Origin of the sequence: Streptomyces sp. NPDC091387 (assembly GCF_044756945.1) — a bacterium.
Lineage (GTDB): Bacteria > Actinomycetota > Actinomycetes > Streptomycetales > Streptomycetaceae > Streptomyces.
Window position 1 is genome coordinate 330,028 of sequence record NZ_JBIVTZ010000008.1, and the last position, 24,682, is coordinate 354,709.

Sequence of the window (24,682 nt, forward strand, 5' to 3'; positions counted from 1 at the left end):
GAGCTGGGTCTGACCGGGGGCCTTCCCGCCCATGACACTGATATTCCCTGGGAGACGGCACGCTGGGAACTCGTGCGCTGGTGGCTCCGACTGATCGTGAGCGGGAGTCTGGCCTCCGGGGCCGGCGGTGACCTGATCACGTAGGGCTGGGGGGCGCTGGCCCGGCCTCAGTCGCTTCGTTCGCTGGTCGACAAGGTCGATGCGTACAACGACTGGGACGCGATCCGGCACGGCACACGCGAGCAGTTGGCCGGAGCGATCGTCGCGGAGGCCGAGCGTCTGCTCGCCGGTCCCTGGCCACCGCTGGATTGATCTCCCAGCGAGTCGGGGTTTCGGACTGCTGAACTACCCAGCATTGCTGATGTTGTAGCGGAAGTCGGTCTGTACGAGGCGCACGGTCCGCAGCGCGTGTCCGCCGGAGGCACGGATGTCAGGGTTCATGGGGGTGCGACCGGCCATTTGACGTTGCCGGGGTCCGCGGGGCAGCCGCCGTTCAACGCCGTGGCAGGCGGTGGCGTATCTGGCTCGCGATCATCGAGAGCACCCACCACCAGGCCCGCGACATCGGCCACGGCCTAGCTTCGACGCGGGAGCGGTGCGGTCCCCCTGAGGTCGTGGTGCGAGTGCGGCGCTTCACTTTGCGGGTCCCCTCGCCGCCAGTACGCCCACCCGTGCCACGTCCGCGCCCCTCATCGACGAAACGCCCTTCCCGGCGGGCCGACGCAGTGGCCTCCGTCGGCTCCAAGTGTGACTCCTACGGCAACGCCCTCGCCGAAGCGCGATGTCATGGACTCGGTGTTCCATCGGACGAGGCTGCCGAGTACTGCCCGGACCGATCCGGGCAACCGCTTCCGCGTACACCCGCGCCGCCCCGAGCGAGCAGGCCCGTCATGTCGAGTCAACCATCTGTCACGAACGCTGGGCCGACCTTTGCCAGGCCCTCCTCGATCCGGCATTCGGCATCATCCGTCTCCGGCGCCTCGACGGGTAACCTCACCCGCGCGTGCGGCGGCGGTTGCTGTGGAAGGCGTGATCGCGGCGTACAAGGGCAGCGGCGCGGTCCCGGGCTGCGGAATCGAGCGTGACGGGTGCCTCGCGGATGGCAGCCAGGAGGTAGTCGGTGCCGATACTGAGGGTGACCGTCGGATCGTGGCATATCCCCAGTTCCGCACGGTCGTTGACAACGGCCACGGCGGGATGCACCGGCACGTGAAGGCCCCTGGAGGCAAGGAACTTCTCCAACTCGCGGGAGATGTCGCCGACCTGCCGCCCCCAACTGCGGCCCCGCCGGTCCTGGAGGATCCCCTGATCGACCCGATTGCCGTACCGGTCGAACTTCTCGAACGTCCAACGCTCGCCGTCCACGTGCACCAGGACGGCCCGGCCCTTGACCTCCACCGCCCAGATGCCCTGGGGTCCGACCAATAGGATGTCCACCTCGCCGCGCCTGTTCGCGTAGCCCCGGAACAGCCGCCATGTGTCGGGCAGCAGCGAAAGTTCGTGCACAGCCCGGTCCTCGGCGGCCATCCCCGCTTGCCGCGAGGCGAGTGCCGATTGCAGCCCTGGATCGACCACCGGTCTTCGCACCCGCAGGGCCCGGACCTCCTGGTGGTCGCTGAGCATCCGCAGGATCTGCCACCACTTGCGCGCGGTCCTGCGTCGCTCCCGAAGCAGGGTGACCTGGTGGTCGTGCTCCGCCATGAGGCGGTACTGCTCGTCGAGCGCTACGACCGCTTCCCGGACGAGGACGGCGGGGTGGTTGGACAGGACCTCGGTAAGCATCAACACAGCCTATGAAGAACGCAGTTGCCGCGCACGGGATTCGGGGTGGCTGCGCACCGCCGCCCTAACTAGGTATTCCTTCTACGCGAGCGATCCCTCACAAAGTGACAGACCCGACCCCTCACCAACCAACGAACATGCTGTCCCGCAGCCGACCGTTCGCGCCTCCAGCGCCGGCTCCCTCGACCCGGGCGAGCAGCACGCGGTCGGCATGGTCGGGTAAGACCTCGAGGTACGCGACGACGACCACGGTCCTTAGCCTCGAAGTTTCGTGACGTCCGCCGGCGGTGTCGGTGGACCGTTTTCGTCCCGTGGTGCTGAGGCTGTGCAGGTTGAGGGCCCGAGTGTCGTCTCGGGTGGACGCCGGGTTCCACTGATCCGGGTGGTGCCGTGCTGTCGTAGGGACGGGGAATCCGCTGGTCAGCCGGGGTTCGGTAGGAGTGCCAGCCGGTTGAGGGCTGCGGTGATGTGGCGGGTCCAGGGCCAGTGCCGGGCGAGGCGGAGGATTCGTCGACGGCCGGTGGTGACGAGCTGTCCGGCCGTGGTGAACAGGCGGAGTCGCAGGCGGCGGGGTTCCCGGAGGCGGGCCTTGCCGGTCAGGGCGAGCGTCGGCATCCAGGCCAGCAGGTCGAGCGCGATCTGGACGATCTCCAGCCAGATGCGGTTCTGGGCCGTGCGGTGCAGTGGGTGATTCCGCAGGCCGGTGGCGCGGGCGTTTCGGATGCGGTCCTCGGCCCGGGCCCGCAGCCGGTGAGGGAGCTCGAGTTCGGCGATCGGCCTGCCCGAGGTGTTGGTGGCGAAGCACGTCAGCCGCATGCCGTCCGCGTCGGTGAGCCACAGCTGGGCCCCGGGGTGCGGTCGTTCCTTGCGGACGATCAGCCGCATGCCCTTGGGCCAGCCGTCCTGGACGTCGCCGGTGAGTTCGGCGACCCAGGCGCCTTCGCGGATCTCGCCGTCCGTTCCGACGGCCGCTGTCCAGGCCGATGCCGGAACCTTCAGCACGTGCTGGTGGACCTGCTCGGTGACCGTCATGCCGACCGAGTAGGACAGCCACCGTCCTCGCCGGGCGAGCCAGGCGACGAAGTCGTGGGTGCCGCCCGCGGAGTCGGTGCGGATCAGGGTCCGGTGCCCGCGCCGGTACTTCTTCGGCAGCTGGGCCAAAGCCAGTTGGGTGGCGGTGAGGTGGTCGGCCGCCGTGTTCGAGCCCGCGTTCCCGGGCCTGAGCAGGGCCGTGACCGGTTCACCGGTGCCGCCCGGCCCGTGGTCGACGAACCCCATCAGCGGGTGATGCCCGTAGGTCCGCTTCCAGGTCGGGGCCGCGTCCTCCTTGTCCGAGTGCGCGATCACCAGCACCCCGTCGAGATCGACGGTCACCGTGCCGCCCGCGTCAGGCGCTTCCCCGCCGGCCAACCCCCAGACTCGGCCGCGCGCTTGGGCCCGCGCGGCACGGATGGCCCGCAGGGCTTTCTCCCCGGAGGCTGCGAGGGTGTCGATGAGGCGGGAGACCGTCGGGTCGGAAGCCACCGGCCCGAACACCGCCGGCTCGGCCCGCAACATCCCCGCATCCGCGAGGCAGTCACCACCCAACGCAACCGCCAGCGCCACGTCCAGCAGGATCTTGCCCGGATCGTGCACCGTCCGAGCCTTCCGCCACGGCGTCAGCGCCGCTGATATCGCGGTGTCCAAACCGGACTTACGAACGGTCTCGACCGCAGCGCGCCCCCCGGCCTGCGAGATCACCGCCCGGCCACCACCCTCGATACGGACACGCGAGTACGACCCGATACTCTTCTTCACCTGAGAAGTGCCTCCGGCTGGAGCAGGAACAAGGACCTCGACAATCCTTATTCTTGCTGGTCAGGGCAATGCCGGTGATTTAGCGCGTCGGTGCAGGTCAGGCACTTGATGGTGCGGGTTTTGGGTGGGAATATCCCCTGGTGACGTTGCGTGATCCGTCACTTCTGGTGATGTGCCGGCGGAGGCCGGGACACGGCAACGGAGTTCCCGGTAGGACAGAGGATCGACCAAGATCCGACTGTCCGCGAGGGAACTCCGTTGGGTGCTCAGTGTGCCATCGCCCGCATGCCGTCTGCCATTGCCGAGGGCAGCCAGGCCCCGTTGAACAGGCTGGTGGCCCCCACGGACCGGCGCTTTGGCGAGCACGTCCGTCTCGGCGTGCTGACCGGGGAGATCAGCCCTGAACTGGTTGACGAGGTCGTGGAGTTGACGGGATGCGGCGAGCGTCGCCGTTGGTTGTTGCCGGCCCGGACAGTGGTCTACTTCGTCCTGGCGTTGTGCCTGTTCAGCAGCTCCGACAGTGCCGGGCCGCCGGGATACCGATCGGTCCTGCGCACGTTGACGCAGAAGCTGCGGCATCTGCCGGGCCTGTGTGTGCAGCGCTTGCCCACCAGTTCGGCCCTGACACGGGCTCGGCAGCGGCTGGGCGACAAGCCGCTGCAAGCACTGTTCGAGCGGCGGTGCGGCACGCTGGCCACGACCGTCACTCCGGGCGCGTTCGCCTTCGGGCTGCGGCTGGTCGCCTGGGACGGCACCGCGCTGGACGTCCCCGACACCCCGGCAAACGCGGCCGAGTTCGGCTTCACCGGAAGGGATGGAGCCAACCAGAGCGGACACCCGCAGGTCCGCCTGATGGCCCTGACCGAATGCGGCACCCACGCCCTGGTCGACGCGGCCTTCGACGCCGTGGCCAGGTTCAGCGAGCACAAGCTCGCCCGCCGGCTGCCGGCCTCCCTGCGACCGGACATGCTACTGCTGGCCGACCGCAACTTCGCCGGATACCAGCTGTGGGGCCTGGCCCGCGCCACCGGCGCCCACCTGGCCTGGCGGATCAAGACGAACGTGGTCTTCGTGCCGCTGCGGGTGCTGTCCGACGGCTCCTACCTGTCCATCATGCGCACGCCCGCGGAGAACATCCGCCACGGTCAGGCCCGCGCGGCCGGACGCACCCTGACCGAGCCGCCCCGGGGACACCTGGTGCGGATCATCGAGTACACCGTGACCATCCACCCGCAGGCCGGCCCACCCCGCACCGAGACGTTCCGGCTGGTCACCAGCCTGCTGGACCACCGCCTCGCCCCGGCCCACCAGCTGGCGAGGGCATATCACCAGCGGTGGGAGATCGAAAACGGATTCGCGGAACTGAAGAACCGCCTGCGCGGGGCCGGATTCATCCTGCGCTCCAAGGCGCCCGAGCTGATCTGCCAGGAGATCTACGCCCTTCTCACCGTCTACCAGGCACTATGCGCACTGCAGACGCGCGCGGCAGAGCACGGCGGGACCGATCCTGACCGGATCTCCTTCACCGTCACGGTGCAACTCGCCCGGCTGGCCGTCGCCGCCCAGGCCGCAGCCGACGTCACCACGCTGGACACCGCCCGCCGCGAAGTCACCACAGAGCTCCTGGCCGCCCTCCTCCCACCCCGGCGCAACCGGCAGTGCCAGCGCATCAAAAAGCCGTCCAAGAACACCTTCGAGGTCAGAAAACGGGACCAGCCCCGCACTCCCAGTAACATCCGCTATACAGTCAAAGTCACCAAGCACCCCACCTGACCTGCACCGACGCGATAAATCACCGGCATTGCAGGTCAGGGGCACTTTTTGCTTACCTGGCCACCCGTCGGACAGCCCACTTCACGAAAGCGCGAGGCTAAGACGAAGCGCACCCTGATCATCGTCGGCACCATCTTGGCAGTCGTCGGCTACGCGCTGCTTCTGTGGCGCGGACTCGGGTGGCTCGATGGCGGACACCTCCGCGAGGAGGATCTGCAGCCCGCCGACGGAGTTGTCATTACCGGTGTCCGCACCGCCCTCGTCGCACTCGGTGCCAGCATCGTTGCCGGACTCGGGCTCTACTACACGCACAAGACCTTGGAGCACACCCGGGAGAAAGACGAAAAGCAGGTCGACCTCACGCGCGAGGGACAGGTCACCGAGCGCTACGTTGAGGCGATCAAGCTACTCGGATCCGATAATTTGACCCAATGCCTCGGCGGCATCTACAGCCTCGAACGGATCATGTGGGACTCCGAGAGAGACCAGCCCACCATTGTCGAGGTCCTCTCCACCTACATCCGCACCACACTCGCCGCAGTGGGGAATGGATCGACTGTTCTCGAGACGACCATCCCCGAAGGACAGACGCTGCACTTGAGTACACCGGAGGGCCGCGAAAGGCGGTCTCCGGCCCGCTCCACGAGAGCAAGCCCCTACGGGAGGACGTCAAGGCGGCACTCAGGGGTGCCGTTAACGAGCGGCGAACCAGCCGACAAATAGCCCAGCAGTAACGTCCCGGGCTGGTTGTTTCGCTTGAACATCCGCGCTCATCTCGCCTGCCCGGCCCGTGTTCCCAAACCCCGGGCCACCGGGCCCGGACGGCCAGCCGGCGTCAAGAACAGGCACCGGGCACCCCGTTACGACGTCGGCAAGACCGTCAAACGCCCCGAGACCCTCAAGGCCATCGGCAAGCCCGGCAGATCTTGGTAGATAAAGAACAAGCTTAGTTCCGCTTTAGGCGGGTAAGTAGTAGTAAAACAGTGGTGTTTCGCTGCTCGGGGGCGAGTGTGGTGCCGAAGATTCTGATGGCACGTCAACCTTTGGACGGGGAGAAAGAGAAGAGGTTCCGGAGGCTGGCCGCAGCGCGTCACGCGCTGGCGGACCGGATTGTCCGCGCCGGGATCGTCACCCTGAGCTGGGAAAGTCTGCACGTGCCGCAGGTCGCCACCGGGGCGGGGTGCGAAGCCAAGACGGTGCGGCGGTGGCTGTACAGGTTCAACGAGCAGGGCCCGGACGGCCTCGGTGACCGGCGGCCGCAAACGGCGGATCGCCGAGGCCGCACCTACGCGTCCGGTAGTTGAATCGAGCATGTCCGTGATCTCCGCGAGCACGCGCCGTCACGCGGACGCCCGTCGGCGTCGCATGTCAGGTCCAGGCATCCTTCGAGACTGCGGGGAACGCCGCGTGGATCCGATCGGTGATCGTGAACAGGCTTCACCGTCTGGTCATGAAGTGTCGGCCCGACAGGGGTCCGGCGTTCGTCGAATTTCAACACCTTCTCCGTTGCTCCGTAGTCGGGCCTTGCGCGTATCGGCTCTGGTCCGGACCATTGGGAGAAAGCATGGTGATGGCTGCGGTCTCCGCTGTCAGCCGCTCTGTGGTCGGCTCTCGCCAAGTCATGGAGGAGTGTCATGGTCACACTGACGGCCAGGATTGCGCCAGGTGCGTCGCCCCTGGTGGGACACCTTCCCCGGTTGCTGCGTGCTCCTCTCGCGTTTCAGGTCGGCCTGCTGTCGGGTGATCCGGTCGTCAGGGTCAGATTGGGCCTGCGGGACCTCTATGTGGTCACCCGGCCAGATGTCGCCCGGAAGCTCCTCGTGTCCTCGGATGATGCGTTCGACCTGGGTGGTCCCTTCTTCGATTCCATGCGCCTAATCTTCGGTAATGGGCTGGGTACCTGCAGCAACGCGGACCAGCGCCGTCTGCGTCCCCTGATGAACCCCGCCTTTCGCATGGATCAGATGCCGGGCTACGCGAACATCATGCGTGAACAGGTCTCCGCCCTCGCCCGGACATGGGAATCCGGACAGGTCGTGGAGGTCGGTGCGCAGATGAAGCTCCTGACCACACGTGTCCTCACCTCTACGCTCCTCACCTCCGAACACGCCGCACCGGCCGTCGCCGAGATGACCCGGGCATTGCCCCTCGTGATGCCAGGCCTCTACTGGCGAATGATCATTCCTATGCCGGGACTGTTCCGCCTGCCGACCCCCTCCAACCGTCGATTCAACGAGGCCCGGAACAGTCTGCTCTCCGCCTGCGACCAGGCCGTTAGCCAGTACCGCAGTGCCGGAACGGGCCGGAGCGACCTACTGTCCAACATGATGGAAGCCCGCGGCAAAGACGGGGACGCCCTGGACGACAGAGAACTCCGGGACCAGATCAGCACCCTCATCTTCGCCGGAGCCGAGACCGCTTCAAGCCTGCTGACCTGGGCGATCCACTTGATCAGCAACCATCCCGCGGTGGAGCGGAAGCTCTGGGCAGAGGTCGACGAAGTCCTCCGGGGACACGTACCGGAATTTCACGAGTTGCCGGACCTGCCCTACACGCAGCGCATCCTAAACGAGGCCCTGCGGCTGTTCCCTCCCCTGTGGATGTTCACCATGGTGACCACAGCGGAGGCCTTCATCGCAGGTCACCGCATCCCCGTCGGCAGCCACGTCCTCCTCCCCATCTATGCCCTGCACCGTGACCCCTCGGTCTTCGCCGACCCGGAAACGTTCGATCCCGACCGCTGGCTCCCCGAACGCGTCGGCCCCGCACAGCGCCAGGGCCATCTCGGTTTCGGAGCCGGCGCGCGCAAGTGCATCGGCGACAATTTCGCCATGATCGAGTCGACGATCACCCTGGCTGGCCTTGCGGGACGCTTCCGGTTCATCCCGCACGGGAACAAACGGGTGGAACCCAAACTCAGGACCGCTCTGAGCCCCACAGCTTGCCCAATGCGCGTCCACTTACGGACAGCACGATGAACGAGAGAGGTCCCGTGCAACCGGCAGGGCGTCATCCGAACTGTCCGGCAGGAGGGGTGGGGCCACCGGCACCCGCGATGGTCAGGAGCAAGCCGGGAGCAAGGTGGTCCTCTCGCCCGCGGCGGCGCCACTGGCGGCGGACGGACCCAGCCCCAATACCGGCGATGCCTTGGGGCCCACAAGACAACTCTTCAATTCGTACGGGGAGAACGACCCACCACCTCGCAGTCGACCAGCCCGCGCGCGAGGGGTAGGACATGCCACAGAGCGTGCCGTTCGACATCCCCTATCCCGCACGGATCAGCCCGGACCTGGACAGGGCCCGCCAGCACCACCTCGAGTGGATGCGCGCGATGGGCCTGACCACGGGCGAGAAGGCGATACGGCGCTACGCCCGCTGGACGTTGTCGGAACTCGCCGCGCGTTTCTACCCCACGGCCTTCGCCGAGGACCTGGAGCTGGCGGCGGACGCCATCGGCTGGTTCTTCCCCTTCGACGACCAGTTCGACGGAGCCGAGGGAGATCGGCGGGACGCCGCCCACGCGGCATGCGGGGAACTCCGCGCCATGACACTCCGCCCCGCGGGCACCCCGACGCGCCTCCCCGTCGCGGTCACTCGGTCCTGGGGGAACATCTGGACCCGCGAGAGCCTCGGAATGTCACCGTCCTGGCGGGAGAGGGCCGCAGCGGACTGGCGCGAGTACTTCGCCGGCTATGCCGCGGAAGCAGCGGTCCGCCGGGAGGCCCGACCCATCCCGGTGGAGGAGTACCTGCACATCCGACGTGCGACCATCGGGGTCAAGCCCGTCCTGGGCCTGGCCGAACGGGTCCAGCACTGCGAACTACCCGCCTCATTGGCCGCCCACCCTCACCTCGATCAGATGCGCAACCTGGTGGCGGACACCGTGACCTACGCCAACGACGTCTGCTCCGTGGAGAAGGAAGAGGCCCGCGATGACACCTTCAACCTGGTCCTGATCCTGCAGCGCCATCACCTGACGCGGCGGTCGGAGGCGATTCGACACATCCAGGGCATGATGGCCGACACGATCCACAGGTTCGAACAGCTCCGGTACGCCCTTCCCGCGCTCTGCCGTGAAAACGGCCTCCGGGAGGACGAGGCGGCGGTCATCGGCCGGTTCGTTCGCGATGGCATGGAGTCCTGCATTCGGGGCAACTACGACTGGCAGCGCGAATCCGGCCGCTATACACCCGCAGACGTCATCCCGGGATCCCGGGCGAACTACCTGGAAGACCTCGTCACGCCCAGCCCCGAGAGCCGGCGACGGACGACTTCTTGATCCGACGGGCCTGTGAGTGTGCGGGTTGCCGGCAGCGGTTCCGGGTCCGGTTTCTCCTTGTTGAGCTGGGCTTTTGTCCGGCTGGTCGCGGGATTCATCGCTGTCACGGGATGACCAAACCGCTGTCGTGGCCCGCCCAAGGGCGCTAGTACTCCAGCAGTACTTCGTGGCTTGAACTGGGGAAACGAGGAGCGGTGGCAGTGTAGCGGGCAGAGTGCTGTCATGGACGGCTTCTGCCCGCGGGTCCCTCGAAGGAGTGCCCACGGCGGCGATAGTGGCAGCGGCGGGCCACCGCTTGGCGTCGGCGGCGCCAATGCGACCAACTCAGCTCGTGAATGCGGGTGCGGGGGTTTCGGGGTGCGTGAGCTGCCAGGAGTCGCCGCAAGCTGCCAGGAGTCGCCGCACTTCTGCCACAGTGAGCGCGATGACCTCGGCATCCTCACTGGTGGGTCCCCCTTTTCGGCTGCTTGCGCGCTCATCACGGCGAGGAAGGCGTGGGCGAGCATGGCGAGGGTGATGTGTCGGTACCAGCCGACGTAGCGGCGGACCTCGTACTCGTCCAGGCCGCATTCGTTCTTCGCCGCCTGGAAGCACTCCTCAATTGCCCACCGGGAGCCGGCGACGCGCACCAGTTCGTCCGCTGCGACATCCAGCGCTGCGTAGCCGAGGTAGTAGGCGATCTCGCCCGGTCGGCTCACGCTGCGCCGTGCCAGCGCCCACAACCGACGGATGAGCACACCGTCCCGGTGGTCGTACTCGGCCACCGGGCGTAACTGGGCGGCTGCCCAGTCGTACTCGCGCTGCCCCTTCGCGCCCGCCCCGCAGGAACGGCGTTGCCACGCCTGGTCGGGGGCCTGGTCGAAGACCGTCGATGTGTGGGCCGGCCAGGGAGAACTGGGACTTGGGGACGGCCAGGACGTAGCCGACGCCGGATGCTTCCAGCATCCGGCGGAAGCGGTTGTCCTGTCCGTAAGCGGCGTCCGCCGTCACCCAGGCGATCGGCAGCGGCGAGGACAGTGTCCTGCGGACGATCGTCGCCGCCAGGGTGTTCTTGGTGGCGAACTCCCGCTCTTCGGGGACCTTTGCCGCGCGACAGCGCTCTGGTTCGCCGGTCCAGGACTTGGGCAGGTAGAGCTCCCGGTCCACCAGGGCGCGGCCGACCGTGCTGGCATAGGCGGCAAAGACGCCGATCTGGCAGTTCTCGGTGCGGCCGGCGGTGCCGGAGTATTGCCGCTGGACGCCGACGGAGGTGGTGCCCTTCTTCAGGAAGCCGGTGTCGTCGAGGATCAGTACTCCGTCGGGGCGGCCGAGGTGTTCGGCGACGTAGGTCTGCAGGTCATTGCGGATGTCATCGGGGTTCCAGCGGGCGCGGGAGAGCAGGTGCTGCAGACCGTCGGGGGTGGAGTGGCCGGCGTGTTCGGCGAGCTGCCAGCTGTTCTTTTCGAGGAGGGCCTGGCGATGGCGACGAACGGCGAGAGCCAGGCGACGTCCAGCTCGCGCGCGTCGAAGCCGTGGGTGCGGAGCCGGTCGAGGACGGCGTCCATGTAGCGAGTGGTGAACAGCACCGCCGCGTTGAGGGTCAGGCCGAACGCGCCGATCTGGTCATATCCGAACCAGCCCAGCACAACGGATCCTGGTCGGACTTGCTTCGGTTCGTCTTCGTCGTCACCGCGACCAGGCTCCGGTCGGCCCCGAGGTCATTCGCGTAGGCCTCGCACCGTGCCGCGGTCCACTGGGAGGCGCAAGCTGGCGGGGAGCGTCATTCCGACGTGCGATATTCCCGGCTGCGGAGCACCTGGTGGGCCAAGGCGGGGGAATCAGGGGCGGTCGTGGCGCCACTCGTAGCGCCGCACCGCGTCGAGGTAGCCCTCCTCTTCCAGGGAACCGCGCCGCGGCGGGCCGAGAAGGCGTGCTGCTTCCACGCACCGTTCGTCGTTGTGGAGGGCGAGTCCGTAGACGGCGGCTAGCTGGATTAGGCGGTCCGCGTCGCCCAGCACAGCGGCCATGGCATCGGCGAGCACGGGATCGTTGTCCCTGCACTCGGCAATCCTGTGGCAAGCGGTCTTCCGTACCACGGCGTCCGGATCGGTTATCAGCTGCAGCAGCGCCCTGCGAGCGTCGGCAGAAAAGGCTGGCGGCGAGGACCACTCGCTGAATCCTTGCGCCACCGCACACCGTACTCGGGCGTCGGGATGGCCGACGTGGGGCAGAAGTGCCGCCTCCGCGCGGGGGTCGATGTGTTCTCCAAGAGCGACCAGCACCTCGGTGAGCACGGCCAAGTCCGTCTCCTCGGCCGACCAGTTGGTAAACATGTCCAGAGCGGGACCAGCGAATGCGTCCTCGTCGCTGTCGTCGAGCAGATGGGTCAGCCGGAGGACCTCGGCACCGAACAGTCGGCGGGATGGGTCCGGGCTCGTGCACAGCGCTGCGGCAGCCGTCCAGGTCGCCTGTTCACGTCGGCCGGCCAGCAGGATGGTGACGCTGCTCCATGTCGGGTGGTTCTGCTGGTCGGCATGGGCCAATGCGCGGTCCATCAACTCCTCGAACGAGGTCCGTACTCCGAGCAGTTCCTCGGCATACGTGAGGATGGCCCCATGGCCGTCTCGCACGGTCATGCCACCAAGGGTGAACTCGTCGACGCTGTAGTACTCGTCGTCTTGAACCTGCCTACGGGCGAGGGCCTCCCGGCAACCGGTACGGCGTCGCAGTTCGGCCTCGACCCCGGTCTCGTGCCAGCGGCGCGCGAGGTCCCGCGCCTTCAGAAGCTCGGTCTCGGGATACCTGCCCTGGATCCCGTGGTCCAGGAGCGCCTCAAACAGAGCAGGCGAACCCGAGTCGACCCCCTCGTTCAACGGGATGAGGTCCTCGGGCCTGCTCTGGCCGCAATCCGCACCGTACTGGAGCAGTAGTTGGGCGATGTGCCCGGCGTGCACCCGGACGGCCAGGCCGAACGCGACGCCGAGGTAATCGGGGTCGTTGTACTCCCGGACAAGGATCCTCACCAAGTCGGTGTCTCCAGCCCGGACCGCGGAGGTCAGGGCGCACTCGCCGTCCACCGGATTGCTCGAACCTGTACCCACGCCCATGACTCAGCTCCCCGTAGCGTTCTCGCAGCTCAGTGTAGATCTGCCGAATTCGGCCCGACGGGGGAACAAAACTGGCACGGCACGGCGGGAATCCCTGGCGACCGGATCAGTGCGCGGGGTGTAGAGGCGCGTCGGTAAGGGCGCGCTGGCGTGCTTGGAGGTAGGCGGTCCAGTCGGTGGCGGCGCGTTGGCGCCACCGGACGGCCGTGATCGGGGGGAGGCCGCCCCATCGCGCCGAGAACCGCGGGCGGGAGGTTGGAGGCGAGGGCTACCAGGGCGGTCGTCCGGGCGGGCCGGTTGGGGACGCGATGGGCGGCCAGGCGTCGGCTGAGGGCCGCGGCGGAGATGTGGGCGCCAGGCAGGTGGCCGGGGACCAGCCGGCCGGTGCTGGTGTTCGCGGCCCAGCTCTGGGGAGCGCGGGGTTGTCGGCGAGGGTGGTGAAGATGTCGGTCAGGGGGCGGGCAGCGGGAGCGGGGTCTGGCCGAGGGTGAGGAACGTCGTCCCGTCGTGGGTGGTCAGGGCGGCGGAGGGCAGTGCTGCGACCCGGGTGAGGTGTTGGCCGAACAGCAGGAGGATCGCGCCAGCGGCGCGGACGTCGACGTCGAGGCGGGTGTCGGTGAGGCATTGGTGTAGGAGGTCCCGGCGGGAGTCCTCGCCCGAAGGCCGACCGGGTCGGCCGGCGGGCGATGCGGCACGAGGAGGTCGCGGGCGTGGTGGCGGCGGTGGGCCCAGACGACGAAGTCGCGGACTTCGTAGGGGCTGCCGGGCTTGGTCGCGAGCCAGGCGTCGAGGCTGCCTTGGTCAGGGCTGGCGATGGTCAGACCGTGGCTGGTGGTCGTGGTGAGGAGTTCAGCGCCGAGGGGACGCCCGTATCGTGCGCGAGTCAGCGAGGAGAGCCACCAGCGGAGCGATGACGCCATCGCGGCGGCCGAGCAGCGGGAAGCAGAGCGCCGGCAGGGCGGAGAACGGCGGCCGCCGGCACCGGACTGGGTCCTTGAACTGGGCATTGGGAACGGCACACCGCCTACCGAGGTACACGCCGGGCACTGCTACGCCATCGGGAATCGCCGCCGCGTCATCGACCGGGACCAGGCGCTCGCCCTGCTCGCCGACGGGGTCAGGGCCTGTTCGCACTGCCGCCCGGACACCACTCTCGGGGTGCTCGGGTAGCACCGGTCGGACGCTCTTCGGTATCCGCACCGCCGCGGTCTTCTTCCCGGTGGGCGCGAAGACCACCCCCGGCACGCACCGGTCGTACCCCTGACAAGGACGCTGGTCCTGTACGTGGCGGCCACCGGGAAGCCGTACCCGCTGCGGCTCACCCTCCAGGGCGACGGAGCGGACGCGACCGTCGGCTGCTCGGCCTTCGACGCCCCGGTGCCCACGTCCACCCCGCCACCGGACCGGACCTTCGAGATCAACGCGCTGCTGGGCCGCTCGACGGGGACGGCGTGACGCACCGTCTCCTCGGCAGGGTACGGAGCCCAGGAGAAAGCAGCGGGTGACATGAATCCGGGCCGCGACGCACCGTCGTCGCGGCCCGGATTCATGTCATTGCGGTCCTGTGGAATCGACGCACCAAATAGTCCGCCATCCATGTGTGGGGTCCCGGATACAGGGCACCAGAACTTCTGAGAGCGCGTCGCCGAATACTTCGGAGACGCCGGCCGACTCCACGGTTTTGGTGGTGGAGAGGCGAATAATCTCAATGAGGGAGTAATTTATGAGTGACAAAATCTGGGGCTATCAGCCGACTGCGGGCCACACGGCGGGCTCTGACCTCATCGGCTACAAGGTTGAGGCCACCGACGGAAGCATCGGCAAGGTCGACAAGCACTCGGACGACGTCAACTCTTCGTACCTCGTGGTCGATACAGGTGTCTGGATCTTCGGCAAGCACGTCATGCTGCCCGCCGGTACGGTACGCACCGTCGACCAGGCCGAGCGCAAGATATTCGTCGACCTGACGAAGGACCAGATCAAGGACTCCCCCGAGTTCGACAAGGACAAGCACGTCGGTGACGCCGGATACCACGAGCAGGTCGGTGGCTACTACGACAGCTACCGCCGCCCCTGACTCTGCGGCACCATCCTCACGCCAGGGCCGGCCAGTAGATTCTGGCCGGCCCTGGCGTGCGCGTACAACGGCCCTGGCGTACGCGTACCAACGGCGCCGACCGGCCAGGGAGAGCGGTGTTTCGGCGGAAGCCGATTCCTCCGAAGTCCCTGCCTCCGTAGCAGGAATCCCGCACTTCACCAGAATGTCGACGGTCGACGTCTATTACAGTGAGCCTCTTCCAATCTGGCGGGTTGTTGGATCGGCAGCCCCGGGGGCTCCTTGCCCTCGGCGTACAACTGGTCAGTGCTGTGTATGACCCTGCGGCCTGCGCTCTCGTCAGTTCATGCGGCGGCTTGGAGTTTCGAGTTTGACTGATGTTCAGTGGACCTTCTGTTGCTCCAGCTATTTGAAGACCTCAGTCCTCTTGTGCAGGACCTTGGTGTTCTTCCCTCGGCCGAGTCTGTACCCTTTCAAGCCCAGCTTCGACGCCTCCCTGTAGACCCCACTCGTTGACATGCTGAGCATCGCGGCGACCTCGGAGGTTTCCATGAGGACGGCCTCGACGGGTCGATATTTGCGTGGTCGGCTGTTTTCGGAGGAGTGCGGCCGCGATTCCATGGGGGAGGCGGATCCTTGCGAGTAGGCGAGTGGCGGGTCGCGTTGTGTTGTGGCAGGGGACGGTGGAATGGGGTGTGGCCATAGTCACGAGAGCAGCCGGCTTTGCTGAACCGGGATTCACCGCTAGGTAGTCGCGTTGCTTCGAAGGTGCTTGCGGAGGCAGAGCCCTCGTATGCGTCCGGGGCGTAACCCTGCTGTTGGAATGACGATGATCACGAGCGCTCTTGAGAGGAGTGCTGCGTAGGCTTTGAGGGTCGTGGGGTGGAGGTCGCGAGAGCGGCCGGGCCCTCCATCGCCACCTGATGATGCGTCAGGGAAGTCAGCAAGTGGTCAGCGTGAGTCCTGAAGAACCTAGGCACAGCTGCCTGAACCTGCGATGCGTTGTAGAGTGTGGAAACAGCACTTGACCTGCAAAAATGCGGGCAGGGAGCCTATGCCCAGGAGTACCTCAATGATACGAACGATATTCAAGTCGAAGATCCACCGGGCCACCGTGACCCAGGCCGACCTGCACTACGTCGGTTCCGTCACTGTCGACGCCGAGCTGATGGAGGCCGCTGACCTGCTGCCCGGCGAGCTCGTGCACATCGTCGACATCGACAACGGCGCCCGGCTGGAGACGTACGTCATCGAGGGCGAACGCGGCTCCGGAGTCATCGGGATCAACGGGGCGGCCGCTCACCTCGTGCACCCCGGCGACCTGGTCATCCTGATCAGCTACGCGCAGGTCGACGACGCCGAGGCGCGCGGCCTGGTTCCGCGTATCGTCCATGTCGACGCGGCGAACCGGATCGTCGCGCTCGGCGCCGACGCCTCCGCGCCCGTGCCGGGCACCGACACCGCGCGCAGCCCGTACGCCGTGCCCGCGGCGCGCTGAAGCGACCGACCCACCGAGGGAGCACCCGCCATGACGGACCAGACCGGCCGGACAGGGCCCGACATCCGTGACGACCGGGCAGCGGGCAAACTGTTCGCGTACGAGAACGGCACGGCTGCCGGGGTCATCGTGTACTTCGTCATGGACGGGGCGCCCGCCGCCCTCGTCGCCGTGCACACGGTCGTCGAGCCGGGGCACGAGGGCAAGGGCATCGCAGGCTCCCTGGTCAGGGAGTTCTACGCCATGGCCGGCCGCGAGGAAGTGCCTGTCGTCCCGCTCTGCCCGTACGCGGCTAAGTGGGCGTCGCGCCACCCCGACGAAGCACCGGAAGCCCCGGCCGAACTGGTGGAGCGGGCGAAGGAGCAGCTCGCCTCTCGTCCCGAGCTGTACTGACTCCTGTGCGGGCGGCGGGGGCCGGTAGCGTTTCGCCCGTGATCCTCGCTCTGCTGCACACCTCCCCGGTCCATGTGCCGGTCTTCGACGCCCTGCGCGACGCCGGCCATCCGGGGCTCGTCCTGCGCCACCTCGTGCACGAGGAACTGCTCGACCGAGCCGGAGCGATGGGGCCGGAGGCGGTGACGGGCGAGATCGGGGCGCTGCTCACCGGTGCGGTCGCCGAGGGGGCCACCGCCGTGCTCTGCACCTGTTCGACGATCGGCGGGGCCGCCGAGTCCGCCGGTGCGGCGCTCGGCGTCCCGGTGCTGCGGGTGGACCGCCCGATGGCGGCGGCCGCCGCCCGTGCGGAGCGGGTGACCGTCATCGCGGCACTCGCCGCCACCCTGCCGCCGACCCTCGCGCTGCTCGCCGAGGAGGCGGACCGGGCGGGCCGGCGCCCGGCGGAGGTGCGCACCGTCCTGGTCGAGGGTGCCTGGGCGCGTTTCCAGGCCGGCGAGCGCGAGGGGTACCTGGATCTGGTGGCCGCCGCGGCCGACGCGGTGACCGACGCCGACGTGATCGTGCTGGCCCAGGCCTCCATGGCAGACGCCGTCACCCGCACGGCCACCCGGGTCCCGGTGCTGTCCAGCCCGCGGCCGGGGCTCGCGGCCGCGGCCGCTGCGGCCGGTTCAGTGAGCGTGGCGGATCATTCGTAGCCCGTACGTATGGACTCACCGGGCGAGGGCAGCCGCTCCGGGAGACGGTGGAGGAGATCCACCCCGACCGTTCGGAGGCCCGATATGACCCATCCGTTCCCCGACCCCGTTCCGCCCGCGCCCACCCCGGGGCCGGTTCCGGGGCCGCCCCGGCCGCTGCCGGAGCCGACGCCCGTGCCGCCGGGTCCGGGGCCGACACCGCCCGTCCCCGCCCCGCCGGGCCCCTCGCCCGATCCGATTCCGCAGCCGCCCGCGCCGAACCCCGAGCCGGTGCCGCCGCCGGAGCCGGAGCCCTCGCCGGTCTGACAGGCCGCCGCTCCCGCCTCAGCCCCCGGCCCGCCGCTGCCAGGTCACGGTCAGGAAGGCGGTGATCTGCCGGGTGCCGAGCCTCTCGTTGATCTCCTCGGCTCCGGCCGGGCGTACGGCTCGCCGCAGGAGCCGAGCATACGAGCGGCAGCTCCCGGACGGCCGGGGGCTGCCGCTCGTATCAGGCGACGATCGGGACCACGGCCTCCGGCGTCAGCATCCGGAACGTGAACGACTGGTGGAAGTACAGACTGACGGTCGTCGCGTCGTGCTCCTGGTAGCCGATCGCCAGATCCTCGCCCAGGCACAGTTCGAAGTCGCCGCCCCGGGTGGACAGCAGCACCCCGCCCGCCACCGCCGGCGCCCACAGGATCTGGTCGTCCAGCAGCCGGGCCAGATGGGTGGAGACCGGATAGCCGTGGTCGGACGTCTCGGTCGCCTCCGTGAACGCGTCCGCGCCCAACAGCAGCCGGTAGGGTCCGTCGACACCGGCCAGCCGCAGCTGGGTCAGCGCCTGGCTGACCGTGGCCGGATAGTCCCGGGCATCCGCCGGAAGCGGCAGCGGGGTGTGTGAGGAACCGCCCCGCAGACCGGTGATCCCGGCCGCCGCGTAACCGTCGATGAGGGCCATGTCCTCGGCGAACGCGCAGGTCCGGGCGGCGTCCTTGACGGGCTGCCAGTCACTGTCGTCGGAGCCGCGCTCGACATCGTCCAGCGCCGCCCGGGTCACCGTGAACGGCACCCGCCACTCGATGACCGGCACCGATGTGCGGGCGCGGGCCAGGACGTCGGGGGTGGGCGGGTCGATCTCCCGCAGGTGGCCGTCACCCACGGCCGCCAGCTGCGGGCCCTCCGGCCCGCGGACATCGACGACACGGCGGCCCGCGAGATGGCGGCTGAAGGTGCGCCGGGCCTCCTCCTCGATCTGGTCCCAGGCGGCTTGCGTGACAGGGGCGAGTGCGCGGTGGAGGTTGTTCATCACTGGGCGCTTTCTTGCAGGCTGCCGATGTGCAGCGAACCGTCACGGGCACCCGGCGGGACCAGGGCCTGCGCCGTCGGCGCGGGCGCCGGCTCCGGCAGTGCCCCGGCCCCGTCGGACGAGGGCGACGGCGGCGGGGCGTCGAGGAAGTCGGCGCTGGGGGCGTGGAAGAGCGTGCCGGTGACCGCGGTCGAGAAGTCGAGGATGCGGTCGTGGGTGCCGGGAGGGCTGCCGAGGAACATGTTGCGGAGCATCTGCTCGGTGACGCCGGGATCCGCGGCGTACCCGATGAAGTACGTACCGAACTCGCCCTGCCCGAAGCTGCCGAACGGCATGTTGGCACGCAGGATGTCGCGCTCCGTGCCGTCCGGGTCCGTGATGGTGTTCAGCGCGACATGGGAGTCGGCGGGCTTGACGTCGTCGGCGAACTCGATGTCCGTGAACTTGGTCCGACCGATCACCCGCTCCTGCTCCTCGGTGCTCAGCGCGTTCCACGAGGCCAGATCGTGCAGATACTTCTGGACGACGACGTAGCTGCCGCCCGCGAAATCCGGGTCCTCGTCACCGACCAGCGCCGCCGACCGCGCATCCGCACCGACGGGGTTCTCTGTGCCGTCGACGAAGCCCAGCAGATCCCGGTGGTCGAAGTAGCGGAACCCGTGGGTCTCGTCGACGACCTTCACGGCGCCGCCGAGCCGGCCGAGCAGTTGGGAGGCCCACTCGTAGCACACGTCCATCCGCTCGGCCCGGATGTGGAACAGCAGATCGCCCGGGGTGGCGGGGGCGTGGTGGCGGGGCCCGTGCAGCTCCTGGAAGGGATGGAGTGAGGCAGGCCGCGGACCCGCGAACAGCCGGCTCCACGCATCGGAACCGAACCCGGTCACACAGACCAGACCGGCGCCGGGGAAGCGGAACCCGATGGAACGGGCGAAGGCCGCCAGATCCGGCAGCGCGTCGCGGACCGCGGGCTCACCACCTGGCTCGATCGTGGCGACCAGGATCAGGGCCGCGCTGGTCAGCGGTGCGACGACGGGCTGCGCCGCGGCCGCTTCCTCGGTGGTCTCTGGCATGCGGCGGCTCCATGAAGTGGCGTGGGCGATAAGGCGGTGCCCGCGTGGGTGCGGGCAGCGGGACCCGCTGCCACTTACCCACACCCGCAGGAGTGCCGCACCCCGGGGCACCCGACCGGGCGACACCTCCGCCGGTCCGCCGCCCACGCTCCGGGCCGCTTCCGGCGCCCGCTCGCCGGGGCGGTGCGTTCACTCGTCCGCGAGGTCGCTCCGGCTGCACGCCAGCACCCCCGTGGTGCCCGACAGCCGGGCCATCAGCGCGTCCGGGTCCCCTCTGCCCTGCACGCTGAGCGCGACCTCGACGGTCCGCTCGGGCGGGGGCACGGTCTCCGAGCGGCGGCGGCGCCGGAACATCCCCTCGCCGTCCGCGGCGAGCGTGGTCAGCTCGGAGATCGCGAACCCCGCCTCCGTGCAGTGTCTGACCAGCTCCCGCAGCGCGCCCACGCCCTCGGTGTAGGTGATCCGGTAGCCGATCGAGGCGTTGCGCAGCACCGGGAGGCGGTGGGCCAGCGGGCGGACACCGTACGACACCAGGAAGTAGGCGAGCGTGGCGAGCGTGGCCAGGACCGGCAGACCCGCTCCGGCCGCGCAGCCGACCGCGGCGGTGAGCCAGATCGACGCGGCCGTGGTCAGTCCCCTGACCGAACCGCGGTGCACGAAGATGACGCCACCGCCGATGAAACCGAGGCCGGAGACGATCTGCGCCGCCACCCGGGACGGGTCCAACTCGACCTGACCGGTGACCAGTACGTCCGAGAAGCCGAACTTGCTGACCAGGGTGAAGAGAGCGGCCCCGAGCCCGACGATCGTGTACGTGCGCAGGCCCGCCGCCTTCTGGCGGATCTCGCGCTCGATCCCGATCGCGCAGGAGAGACCGAACGCGATGCCGAACTGCGCCGCGTGCGTCCAGTTCTGGCCGAACGGTTCGTTGATGTCGATTGCCACAAAACCTCCGATGCCCTTGGACCTTCCGGGCAGCCGGCCCCCGGGAGGAAAGCGCCGTGGCTCCGCCGTGCCGGGCGGTGCGACGGTTGCGGCGGCGCGATGCCCACCGTACCGTTCGCCCTCGCACGGCCCGGGGCACCGCCGATGCCGCCGAGTGCGGGGATCACGCTGCCCTGTTCGTGGAGTTCTCCGTCTCCTCCACGCACGCGGCCCCGGCTCCGCGGACACCCGCCGTCTGCTCCAATCCCGTCATCCCATCGGCTCTCCTGCTCCCTCACCGCGGCGCCCCCGCCGGGCTCCGGCTGGTGCGCAGCCGTACGGTCGGCCCGAAGGCGTGGTGTGGTTCCGGCCTGATCCGGAACCCCGCCACGCGGAAGCGTCCCGGGCGGATGACGTCAGGGCCCTGCGGAAGATGTGACATGGCAAAGATTCTTTTCGTGATGACCGGTTCCGACCACTGGACCCTCGCCGACGGCACCGTGCACCCGACCGGCTTCTGGGCGGAGGAGGCCGTCGCACCGTACGAGAGGTTCAAGGCCGCCGGGTACGAGATCGTCGTCGCCACCCCCGGCGGCGTGGTGCCGACCGTGGACCGGGGGAGCCTGGCGCCCGAGTTCAACGACGGTCAGGAGAACGCCGACCGGGTGGCGGCCGTCCTCGCCTCCATGAGCGAACTCCAGCACCCGCTGAAGCTGGAGGACGTCGACCTGGCGGACTACGCGGCGGTGTTCTACCCCGGCGGGCACGGCCCGATGGAGGACCTGGCGGTGAACGCGGACTCCGGGAAGCTGCTGACCCGGGCGCTGGAGTCGGGCCTGCCCCTCGGCATCGTCTGCCACGCCCCGGCCGCCGTGCTGGCGGCCACGAAGGCGGACGGCACCAACGCCTTCGCGGGCTACCGGCTCACCGGCTTCACCAACACGGAGGAGGCCCAGGCCGGCTTCGCCGACAAGGCCAAGTGGCTGCTCCAGGACCGGCTCGTGGAGATCGGCACCGACTTCCAGGAGGGCGAGCCCTGGGCTCCGTACGTGGTCGTCGACCGCAACCTGGTCACCGGTCAGAACCCGGCCTCCGCCGCGCCGCTCGCGGGCGAGCTGCTCAAGAAACTCGCCTGAGCCGCACAGAAACCCTGCCGGAACACGCACCGGAGAAACTCCGGCCGGAGGAACTGATATCCGAGCCGCCCGCGGCGGTCTCCCAGTCATCGGGCATCATCAGCGGCCTACAGGACAGGGACCCAGTCACATGAGCAATCAGCACACGGTGGACCCGGTGCCACTGGTGATCGCCGCGCGCGACGGGGACGCGGGGGCGCAGGACGCGCTGGCGAGCGCGTACCTTCCGCTCGTCTACAACATCGTGGGCCGGGCGTTGAACGGTTCGGCGGACGTGGACGACGTGGTGCAGGACACCATGCTCCGTGCGCTGGACGGCCTCGGCGGTCTGCGGGCGCCGGAGAGTTTCCGCTCCTGGCTGGTGGCGATCGCGATGAACCAGGTCCGCGCGCACTGGCGGGACCGCACCGCCGCGCCCGGCCCGCTGGAGGAGGCCGGGGAGACAGCCGACCCGGGGGCCGACTTCGTCGATCTGACGATGCTGCGCCTGCAGCTGTCCGGCCAGCGTCGGGAGACGGCGTGCGCGACGCGGTGGCTGGAGCCGGACGACCGGGGCCTGCTGTCGCTGTGGTGGCTGGAGTGCGCGGGGGAGCTGACCCGGGCCGAGGTCGCCGAGGCGCTGGAGCTCTCGCCGCAGTACGCGGCGGTCCGGGTGCAGCGGATGAAGGCGCAGCTGGAGACGGCCCGCGTCGTCGTGCGGGCACTCGGCGCGCAGCCGCCGTGCCAGGAACTCCGCGGCCTCCTCGTGGCATGGGACGGCCACCCCTCGGCGCTGTGGCGCAAACGCATAGCCCGGCACGCCCGCGACTGTCTCCGGTGTGCCGGACTGTGGAGCGGCCTGCTGCCCGCCGAGGGCCTGCTCGCGGGGCTGGCCCTCATCCCCGTGTCTGCGGCACTCCTCGCGTTGTGGCCCGCCCGGGACGTGACGGCGCCCGTCGCCGCCGCACACGCGCTCGACGAGACGGCGGCCGACGGCGCGGCAGCCGTCCGGCCCGGCCGCCACCGTTCCCCGGGCGGGCGGAACACGGACGGCCGGACGGCCTCCCGCGCCGCCACGCGCCGGCGCCGCCGGATCCGGCGCCGGGCGGTCGGCGGCGCCGTGGTGGTGGCGTGCATGGCGGGTGGGGGCCTGTGGTACGGGTCCCTCGGGCCCGGAACCGAGACCGGGGGCGACAGCGCCTGGCGTGCGTCGGCGGATCCGATCACCGACCTCGCGGCCCCCGAGAACCAGGCCACCACCTCAGCGTCGCCGTCGCCGTCGGCGTCCGCGTCGGCCTCCCCCTCGCCGTCCGCGAAGAAGAGCACCTCCGCCGCCCCGGTCCGGAAACCGACCAAGAGCGTCGCCCCGGCGCCGAAGAAGACGGCAGCCGCGCCGCGTCCGTCGAGCGCCCCCGCCACACAGCCCGCCCCGGCGGGCACCACGGCCCAGGTCGTCGCCCTGGTCAACCAGGAGCGTTCGGCGGCCGGATGCGGGCCGGTCACGGAGGACGCGCAGCTCACGGACGCGGCACAGCGCCACTCCGACGACATGGCGGCCCGTGACTTCTTCGAGCACAGCAACCCCGACGGCGCCGACCCCGGGCAGCGCATCACCGACGCCGGGTACCGCTGGTCGACGTACGGCGAGAACATAGCCAGGGGTCAGCAGACCCCCGAATCGGTGATGGAGTCCTGGATGAACAGTCCGGGCCACCGCGCCAACATCCTCAACTGCTCCTTCAAGAACATCGGCATCGGCGTCCACAAGGGCCCCGGCGGACCGTGGTGGACACAGGACTTCGGCGCGAAGCAGTGAGCCCGGCCGGTCACGGGCCGGCTCGCGCCCCGTGCGCCGCCATGACGCGATCGGATCCGGGTGAAGAGGCCCCGCTGCCGGCCGGTCGCGGGTGCGGTCAGCTTTCGACCTCGGTCTTGTCACCGCCCCAGAGCGTGTGGAAGACCCCGTCGCGGTCGACGCGGCGGTAGGTGTGAGCGCCGAAGTAGTCGCGCTGGCCCTGGGTGAGGGCTGCGGGGAGGCGGGTGGCGCGCAGCGAGTCGTAGTAGGCGAGGGCGGCGGTGAATCCGGGGGCGGGCACGCCCTGGAGGATGGAGGTCGCGGTAGTCGCGCCAGGAGAAGCTTTTGCGCCCGTCACGGTTGCCGTCGTCCCGTCGCGGCCGGTAGATCGGCCGGGATCGGCGGCCGGGTTTGTAGCAGGTCAGCGCGGCGATCGATATCCGTCTGCGCGAGCGGCCGCGGACCCGCACCACCGGGGTCCGCCCGCGCTGGGACCAGGTCCTGGCTTGCGACGACGTCATGGAGAAGCCGGCTTCGTCCTCGAAGACCAACCAGGCTCCACGGGCCGCCGCTGGCCTTCCGCGCGGGGCCACACCTCCTTGACCCACCCGGCCACCGCGTCGTCGTCCCGTTCCATGGCACGACGGGCCGGGACCTGGCAGGACCAGCCGTTGCGCACCAACAGCTTGCGGACGCCCTGAATCGTGTACGTGAGGTGGAAGCGCCGTCCGATCACCGTCTTCACACGGTTCAGAGTCCAGCGTTGGTCCTCCCAGCCGTGCGCGGCCGGCCCTTTGGCCAGCTCGGACTCCAGCTGCGCGAACTGCTTCTCACTCAGTCGCGGCAGCGACGCGGGCCCCTGCGACCTCAAGGATCGTGGGCCGCCCTCGGCCCACGTGTGACGCCACCGCTGCACCGATCGGACACTGACCCGCAGATCCCTGGCGATCAGCGTACTGCCCTCGCCCCGAGCGAACCGCTCAGCTGCCTGGAGCCGTAACTCCTCGCGCTTGCACTGCCGTTCAGCAGTCAACCCGCCACCCTGTGGATACCTCATCCTCTCGTGATACCGCAGGCAGACACCCCTCGTCAGCCCCTATGACTTCACGAGTTCAATCTCAGTAGTAAGGA

General features: G+C 69.2%; 21 protein-coding genes and 5 pseudogenes. 14 read left to right on the forward strand and 12 right to left on the reverse strand.

Annotation, left to right across the window (positions count from 1 at the left end; all coding sequences use genetic code 11):
• Positions 1-993: 993 nt before the first annotated feature.
• Both ACIQM0_RS18920 and ACIQM0_RS18925 read right to left on the reverse strand, forming a co-directional pair.
• Positions 994-1,782: a nuclease-related domain-containing protein gene (locus ACIQM0_RS18920; RefSeq protein ID WP_401287878.1), complete on the reverse strand. Its 789-nt coding sequence runs from the start codon at positions 1,780-1,782 to the stop codon at positions 994-996.
• Positions 1,783-2,202: 420 nt separating this feature from the next.
• Complete coding sequence (locus ACIQM0_RS18925; protein WP_401287881.1) at positions 2,203-3,579, reverse strand: IS1380 family transposase; 1,377 nt, start codon at positions 3,577-3,579, stop codon at positions 2,203-2,205.
• A gap of 285 nt (positions 3,580-3,864) precedes the next feature.
• On the opposite strand from ACIQM0_RS18925, the gene ACIQM0_RS18930 reads away from it, so the two are divergent.
• From ACIQM0_RS18930 to ACIQM0_RS18955, 6 genes and pseudogenes are all read left to right on the forward strand, one after another.
• Complete coding sequence (locus tag ACIQM0_RS18930) at positions 3,865-5,352, forward strand: IS4 family transposase (RefSeq protein WP_401287883.1); 1,488 nt, start codon at positions 3,865-3,867, stop codon at positions 5,350-5,352.
• Positions 5,353-5,487: 135 nt separating this feature from the next.
• Complete coding sequence (locus ACIQM0_RS18935; RefSeq protein WP_401287885.1) at positions 5,488-6,075, forward strand: hypothetical protein; 588 nt, start codon at positions 5,488-5,490, stop codon at positions 6,073-6,075.
• Between the two features lie 36 nt (positions 6,076-6,111).
• Positions 6,112-6,285 (forward strand): annotated as a pseudogene (locus tag ACIQM0_RS18940) (transposase); the annotation flags it as partial.
• Between the two features lie 80 nt (positions 6,286-6,365).
• Positions 6,366-6,656 (forward strand): helix-turn-helix domain-containing protein, encoded by a 291-nt coding sequence (locus ACIQM0_RS18945; protein WP_401287887.1) that lies wholly within the window; start codon positions 6,366-6,368, stop codon positions 6,654-6,656.
• 330 nt (positions 6,657-6,986) lie between these two features.
• Positions 6,987-8,330: a cytochrome P450 gene (locus tag ACIQM0_RS18950; RefSeq protein ID WP_401287890.1), complete on the forward strand. Its 1,344-nt coding sequence runs from the start codon at positions 6,987-6,989 to the stop codon at positions 8,328-8,330.
• 257 nt (positions 8,331-8,587) lie between these two features.
• A complete protein-coding gene (locus ACIQM0_RS18955) occupies positions 8,588-9,631 on the forward strand; it encodes a pentalenene synthase (protein WP_401287893.1) in 1,044 nt (347 codons plus the stop codon).
• Positions 9,632-10,089: 458 nt separating this feature from the next.
• Here the strand turns inward: ACIQM0_RS18955 and ACIQM0_RS18960 are convergent.
• The 4 genes and pseudogenes from ACIQM0_RS18960 to ACIQM0_RS18975 form a co-directional block, all read right to left on the reverse strand.
• Positions 10,090-11,194, reverse strand: a pseudogene (locus tag ACIQM0_RS18960) (IS701 family transposase); the annotation flags it as partial.
• Between the two features lie 55 nt (positions 11,195-11,249).
• Positions 11,250-11,372 (reverse strand): annotated as a pseudogene (locus ACIQM0_RS18965) (HNH endonuclease); the annotation flags it as partial.
• 76 nt (positions 11,373-11,448) lie between these two features.
• On the reverse strand, positions 11,449-12,717 hold the full coding sequence (locus ACIQM0_RS18970) for a hypothetical protein (protein WP_401287896.1): 1,269 nt from the start codon (positions 12,715-12,717) through the stop codon (positions 11,449-11,451).
• 515 nt (positions 12,718-13,232) lie between these two features.
• Positions 13,233-13,637 (reverse strand): hypothetical protein, encoded by a 405-nt coding sequence (locus ACIQM0_RS18975; RefSeq protein WP_401288031.1) that lies wholly within the window; start codon positions 13,635-13,637, stop codon positions 13,233-13,235.
• On the opposite strand from ACIQM0_RS18975, the gene ACIQM0_RS18980 reads away from it, so the two are divergent.
• From ACIQM0_RS18980 to ACIQM0_RS19005, 6 genes are all read left to right on the forward strand, one after another.
• Entirely contained in the window at positions 13,531-13,887 is a 357-nt protein-coding gene (locus ACIQM0_RS18980; protein WP_401287898.1) for a DUF6233 domain-containing protein, read from the forward strand. The genes ACIQM0_RS18975 and ACIQM0_RS18980 overlap by 107 nt on opposite strands.
• Before the next feature lie 114 nt (positions 13,888-14,001).
• Positions 14,002-14,172: a hypothetical protein gene (locus ACIQM0_RS18985; RefSeq protein WP_401287901.1), complete on the forward strand. Its 171-nt coding sequence runs from the start codon at positions 14,002-14,004 to the stop codon at positions 14,170-14,172.
• Between the two features lie 268 nt (positions 14,173-14,440).
• Positions 14,441-14,794 carry a PRC-barrel domain-containing protein gene (locus ACIQM0_RS18990; protein WP_401287904.1) on the forward strand — a complete coding sequence of 118 codons (354 nt, stop codon included), beginning with the start codon at positions 14,441-14,443 and terminating at the stop codon, positions 14,792-14,794.
• Positions 14,795-15,845: 1,051 nt separating this feature from the next.
• On the forward strand, positions 15,846-16,271 hold the full coding sequence (gene panD, locus ACIQM0_RS18995; protein WP_401287906.1) for an aspartate 1-decarboxylase: 426 nt from the start codon (positions 15,846-15,848) through the stop codon (positions 16,269-16,271).
• Positions 16,272-16,301: 30 nt separating this feature from the next.
• A complete protein-coding gene (locus ACIQM0_RS19000) occupies positions 16,302-16,664 on the forward strand; it encodes a GNAT family N-acetyltransferase (protein ID WP_401287909.1) in 363 nt (120 codons plus the stop codon).
• 38 nt (positions 16,665-16,702) lie between these two features.
• Positions 16,703-17,362, forward strand: coding sequence for an arylsulfatase (locus ACIQM0_RS19005; protein WP_401287911.1), 660 nt, complete (start codon positions 16,703-16,705; stop codon positions 17,360-17,362).
• A 487-nt stretch (positions 17,363-17,849) separates the two neighbouring features.
• Here the strand turns inward: ACIQM0_RS19005 and ACIQM0_RS19010 are convergent, their stop codons facing one another.
• The 3 genes from ACIQM0_RS19010 to ACIQM0_RS19020 all read right to left on the reverse strand — a co-directional run bounded on the left by ACIQM0_RS19010 (position 17,850) and on the right by ACIQM0_RS19020 (position 20,662).
• Positions 17,850-18,647 (reverse strand): family 1 encapsulin nanocompartment shell protein, encoded by a 798-nt coding sequence (locus tag ACIQM0_RS19010; protein ID WP_401287914.1) that lies wholly within the window; start codon positions 18,645-18,647, stop codon positions 17,850-17,852.
• The gene (locus ACIQM0_RS19015) at positions 18,647-19,717 is read right to left on the reverse strand and encodes a Dyp-type peroxidase (protein ID WP_401287916.1); all 1,071 of its coding nucleotides are present in this window, start codon (positions 19,715-19,717) and stop codon (positions 18,647-18,649) included. The genes ACIQM0_RS19010 and ACIQM0_RS19015 overlap by 1 nt, the downstream gene beginning before the upstream one ends.
• 189 nt (positions 19,718-19,906) lie before the next feature.
• Positions 19,907-20,662 (reverse strand): MgtC/SapB family protein, encoded by a 756-nt coding sequence (locus ACIQM0_RS19020; protein WP_363026383.1) that lies wholly within the window; start codon positions 20,660-20,662, stop codon positions 19,907-19,909.
• Between the two features lie 419 nt (positions 20,663-21,081).
• Here ACIQM0_RS19020 and ACIQM0_RS19025 point away from each other — a divergent pair, with 419 nt between their 5' ends.
• Positions 21,082-21,777 carry a type 1 glutamine amidotransferase domain-containing protein gene (locus ACIQM0_RS19025; RefSeq protein WP_401287919.1) on the forward strand — a complete coding sequence of 232 codons (696 nt, stop codon included), beginning with the start codon at positions 21,082-21,084 and terminating at the stop codon, positions 21,775-21,777.
• Positions 21,778-21,907: 130 nt separating this feature from the next.
• Positions 21,908-23,572, forward strand: a complete 1,665-nt coding sequence (locus ACIQM0_RS19030; RefSeq protein WP_401287921.1) for a sigma-70 family RNA polymerase sigma factor — start codon at positions 21,908-21,910, stop codon at positions 23,570-23,572.
• A 97-nt stretch (positions 23,573-23,669) separates the two neighbouring features.
• On the opposite strand, the pseudogene ACIQM0_RS19035 reads toward ACIQM0_RS19030, so the two are convergent.
• From ACIQM0_RS19035 to ACIQM0_RS19045, 3 genes and pseudogenes are all read right to left on the reverse strand, one after another.
• Positions 23,670-23,867 (reverse strand): annotated as a pseudogene (locus tag ACIQM0_RS19035) (NADP-dependent phosphogluconate dehydrogenase); the annotation flags it as partial.
• Positions 23,866-24,072 (reverse strand): annotated as a pseudogene (locus ACIQM0_RS19040) (IS630 family transposase); the annotation flags it as partial. The pseudogenes ACIQM0_RS19040 and ACIQM0_RS19035, both read right to left, overlap by 2 nt.
• Positions 24,069-24,608 (reverse strand): winged helix-turn-helix domain-containing protein, encoded by a 540-nt coding sequence (locus tag ACIQM0_RS19045; protein ID WP_401287924.1) that lies wholly within the window; start codon positions 24,606-24,608, stop codon positions 24,069-24,071. The gene ACIQM0_RS19045 and the pseudogene ACIQM0_RS19040, both read right to left, overlap by 4 nt.
• Between the last annotated feature and the right edge of the window lie 74 nt (positions 24,609-24,682).

What these genes read in the sequence shown, in the direction of transcription:
- ACIQM0_RS18920 (WP_401287878.1), bottom strand. Translation starts at nt 1,782, where the DNA reads ATGCTTACCGAGGTCCTGTCCAACCACCCCGCCGTCCTCGTCCGGGAA.
- ACIQM0_RS19030 (WP_401287921.1), top strand. Translation starts at nt 21,908, where the DNA reads ATGAGCAATCAGCACACGGTGGACCCGGTGCCACTGGTGATCGCCGCG.
- ACIQM0_RS19025 (WP_401287919.1), top strand. Translation starts at nt 21,082, where the DNA reads ATGGCAAAGATTCTTTTCGTGATGACCGGTTCCGACCACTGGACCCTC.
- ACIQM0_RS18930 (WP_401287883.1), top strand. Translation starts at nt 3,865, where the DNA reads ATGCCGTCTGCCATTGCCGAGGGCAGCCAGGCCCCGTTGAACAGGCTG.
- ACIQM0_RS18970 (WP_401287896.1), bottom strand. Translation starts at nt 12,717, where the DNA reads ATGGGCGTGGGTACAGGTTCGAGCAATCCGGTGGACGGCGAGTGCGCC.
- ACIQM0_RS18990 (WP_401287904.1), top strand. Translation starts at nt 14,441, where the DNA reads ATGAGTGACAAAATCTGGGGCTATCAGCCGACTGCGGGCCACACGGCG.
- ACIQM0_RS19000 (WP_401287909.1), top strand. Translation starts at nt 16,302, where the DNA reads ATGACGGACCAGACCGGCCGGACAGGGCCCGACATCCGTGACGACCGG.
- ACIQM0_RS18980 (WP_401287898.1), top strand. Translation starts at nt 13,531, where the DNA reads ATGGTCAGACCGTGGCTGGTGGTCGTGGTGAGGAGTTCAGCGCCGAGG.
- panD (WP_401287906.1), top strand. Translation starts at nt 15,846, where the DNA reads ATGATACGAACGATATTCAAGTCGAAGATCCACCGGGCCACCGTGACC.
- ACIQM0_RS19045 (WP_401287924.1), bottom strand. Translation starts at nt 24,608, where the DNA reads ATGAGGTATCCACAGGGTGGCGGGTTGACTGCTGAACGGCAGTGCAAG.
- ACIQM0_RS19015 (WP_401287916.1), bottom strand. Translation starts at nt 19,717, where the DNA reads ATGCCAGAGACCACCGAGGAAGCGGCCGCGGCGCAGCCCGTCGTCGCA.
- ACIQM0_RS18975 (WP_401288031.1), bottom strand. Translation starts at nt 13,637, where the DNA reads ATGGCGTCATCGCTCCGCTGGTGGCTCTCCTCGCTGACTCGCGCACGA.
- ACIQM0_RS19010 (WP_401287914.1), bottom strand. Translation starts at nt 18,647, where the DNA reads ATGAACAACCTCCACCGCGCACTCGCCCCTGTCACGCAAGCCGCCTGG.
- ACIQM0_RS18950 (WP_401287890.1), top strand. Translation starts at nt 6,987, where the DNA reads ATGGTCACACTGACGGCCAGGATTGCGCCAGGTGCGTCGCCCCTGGTG.
- ACIQM0_RS18955 (WP_401287893.1), top strand. Translation starts at nt 8,588, where the DNA reads ATGCCACAGAGCGTGCCGTTCGACATCCCCTATCCCGCACGGATCAGC.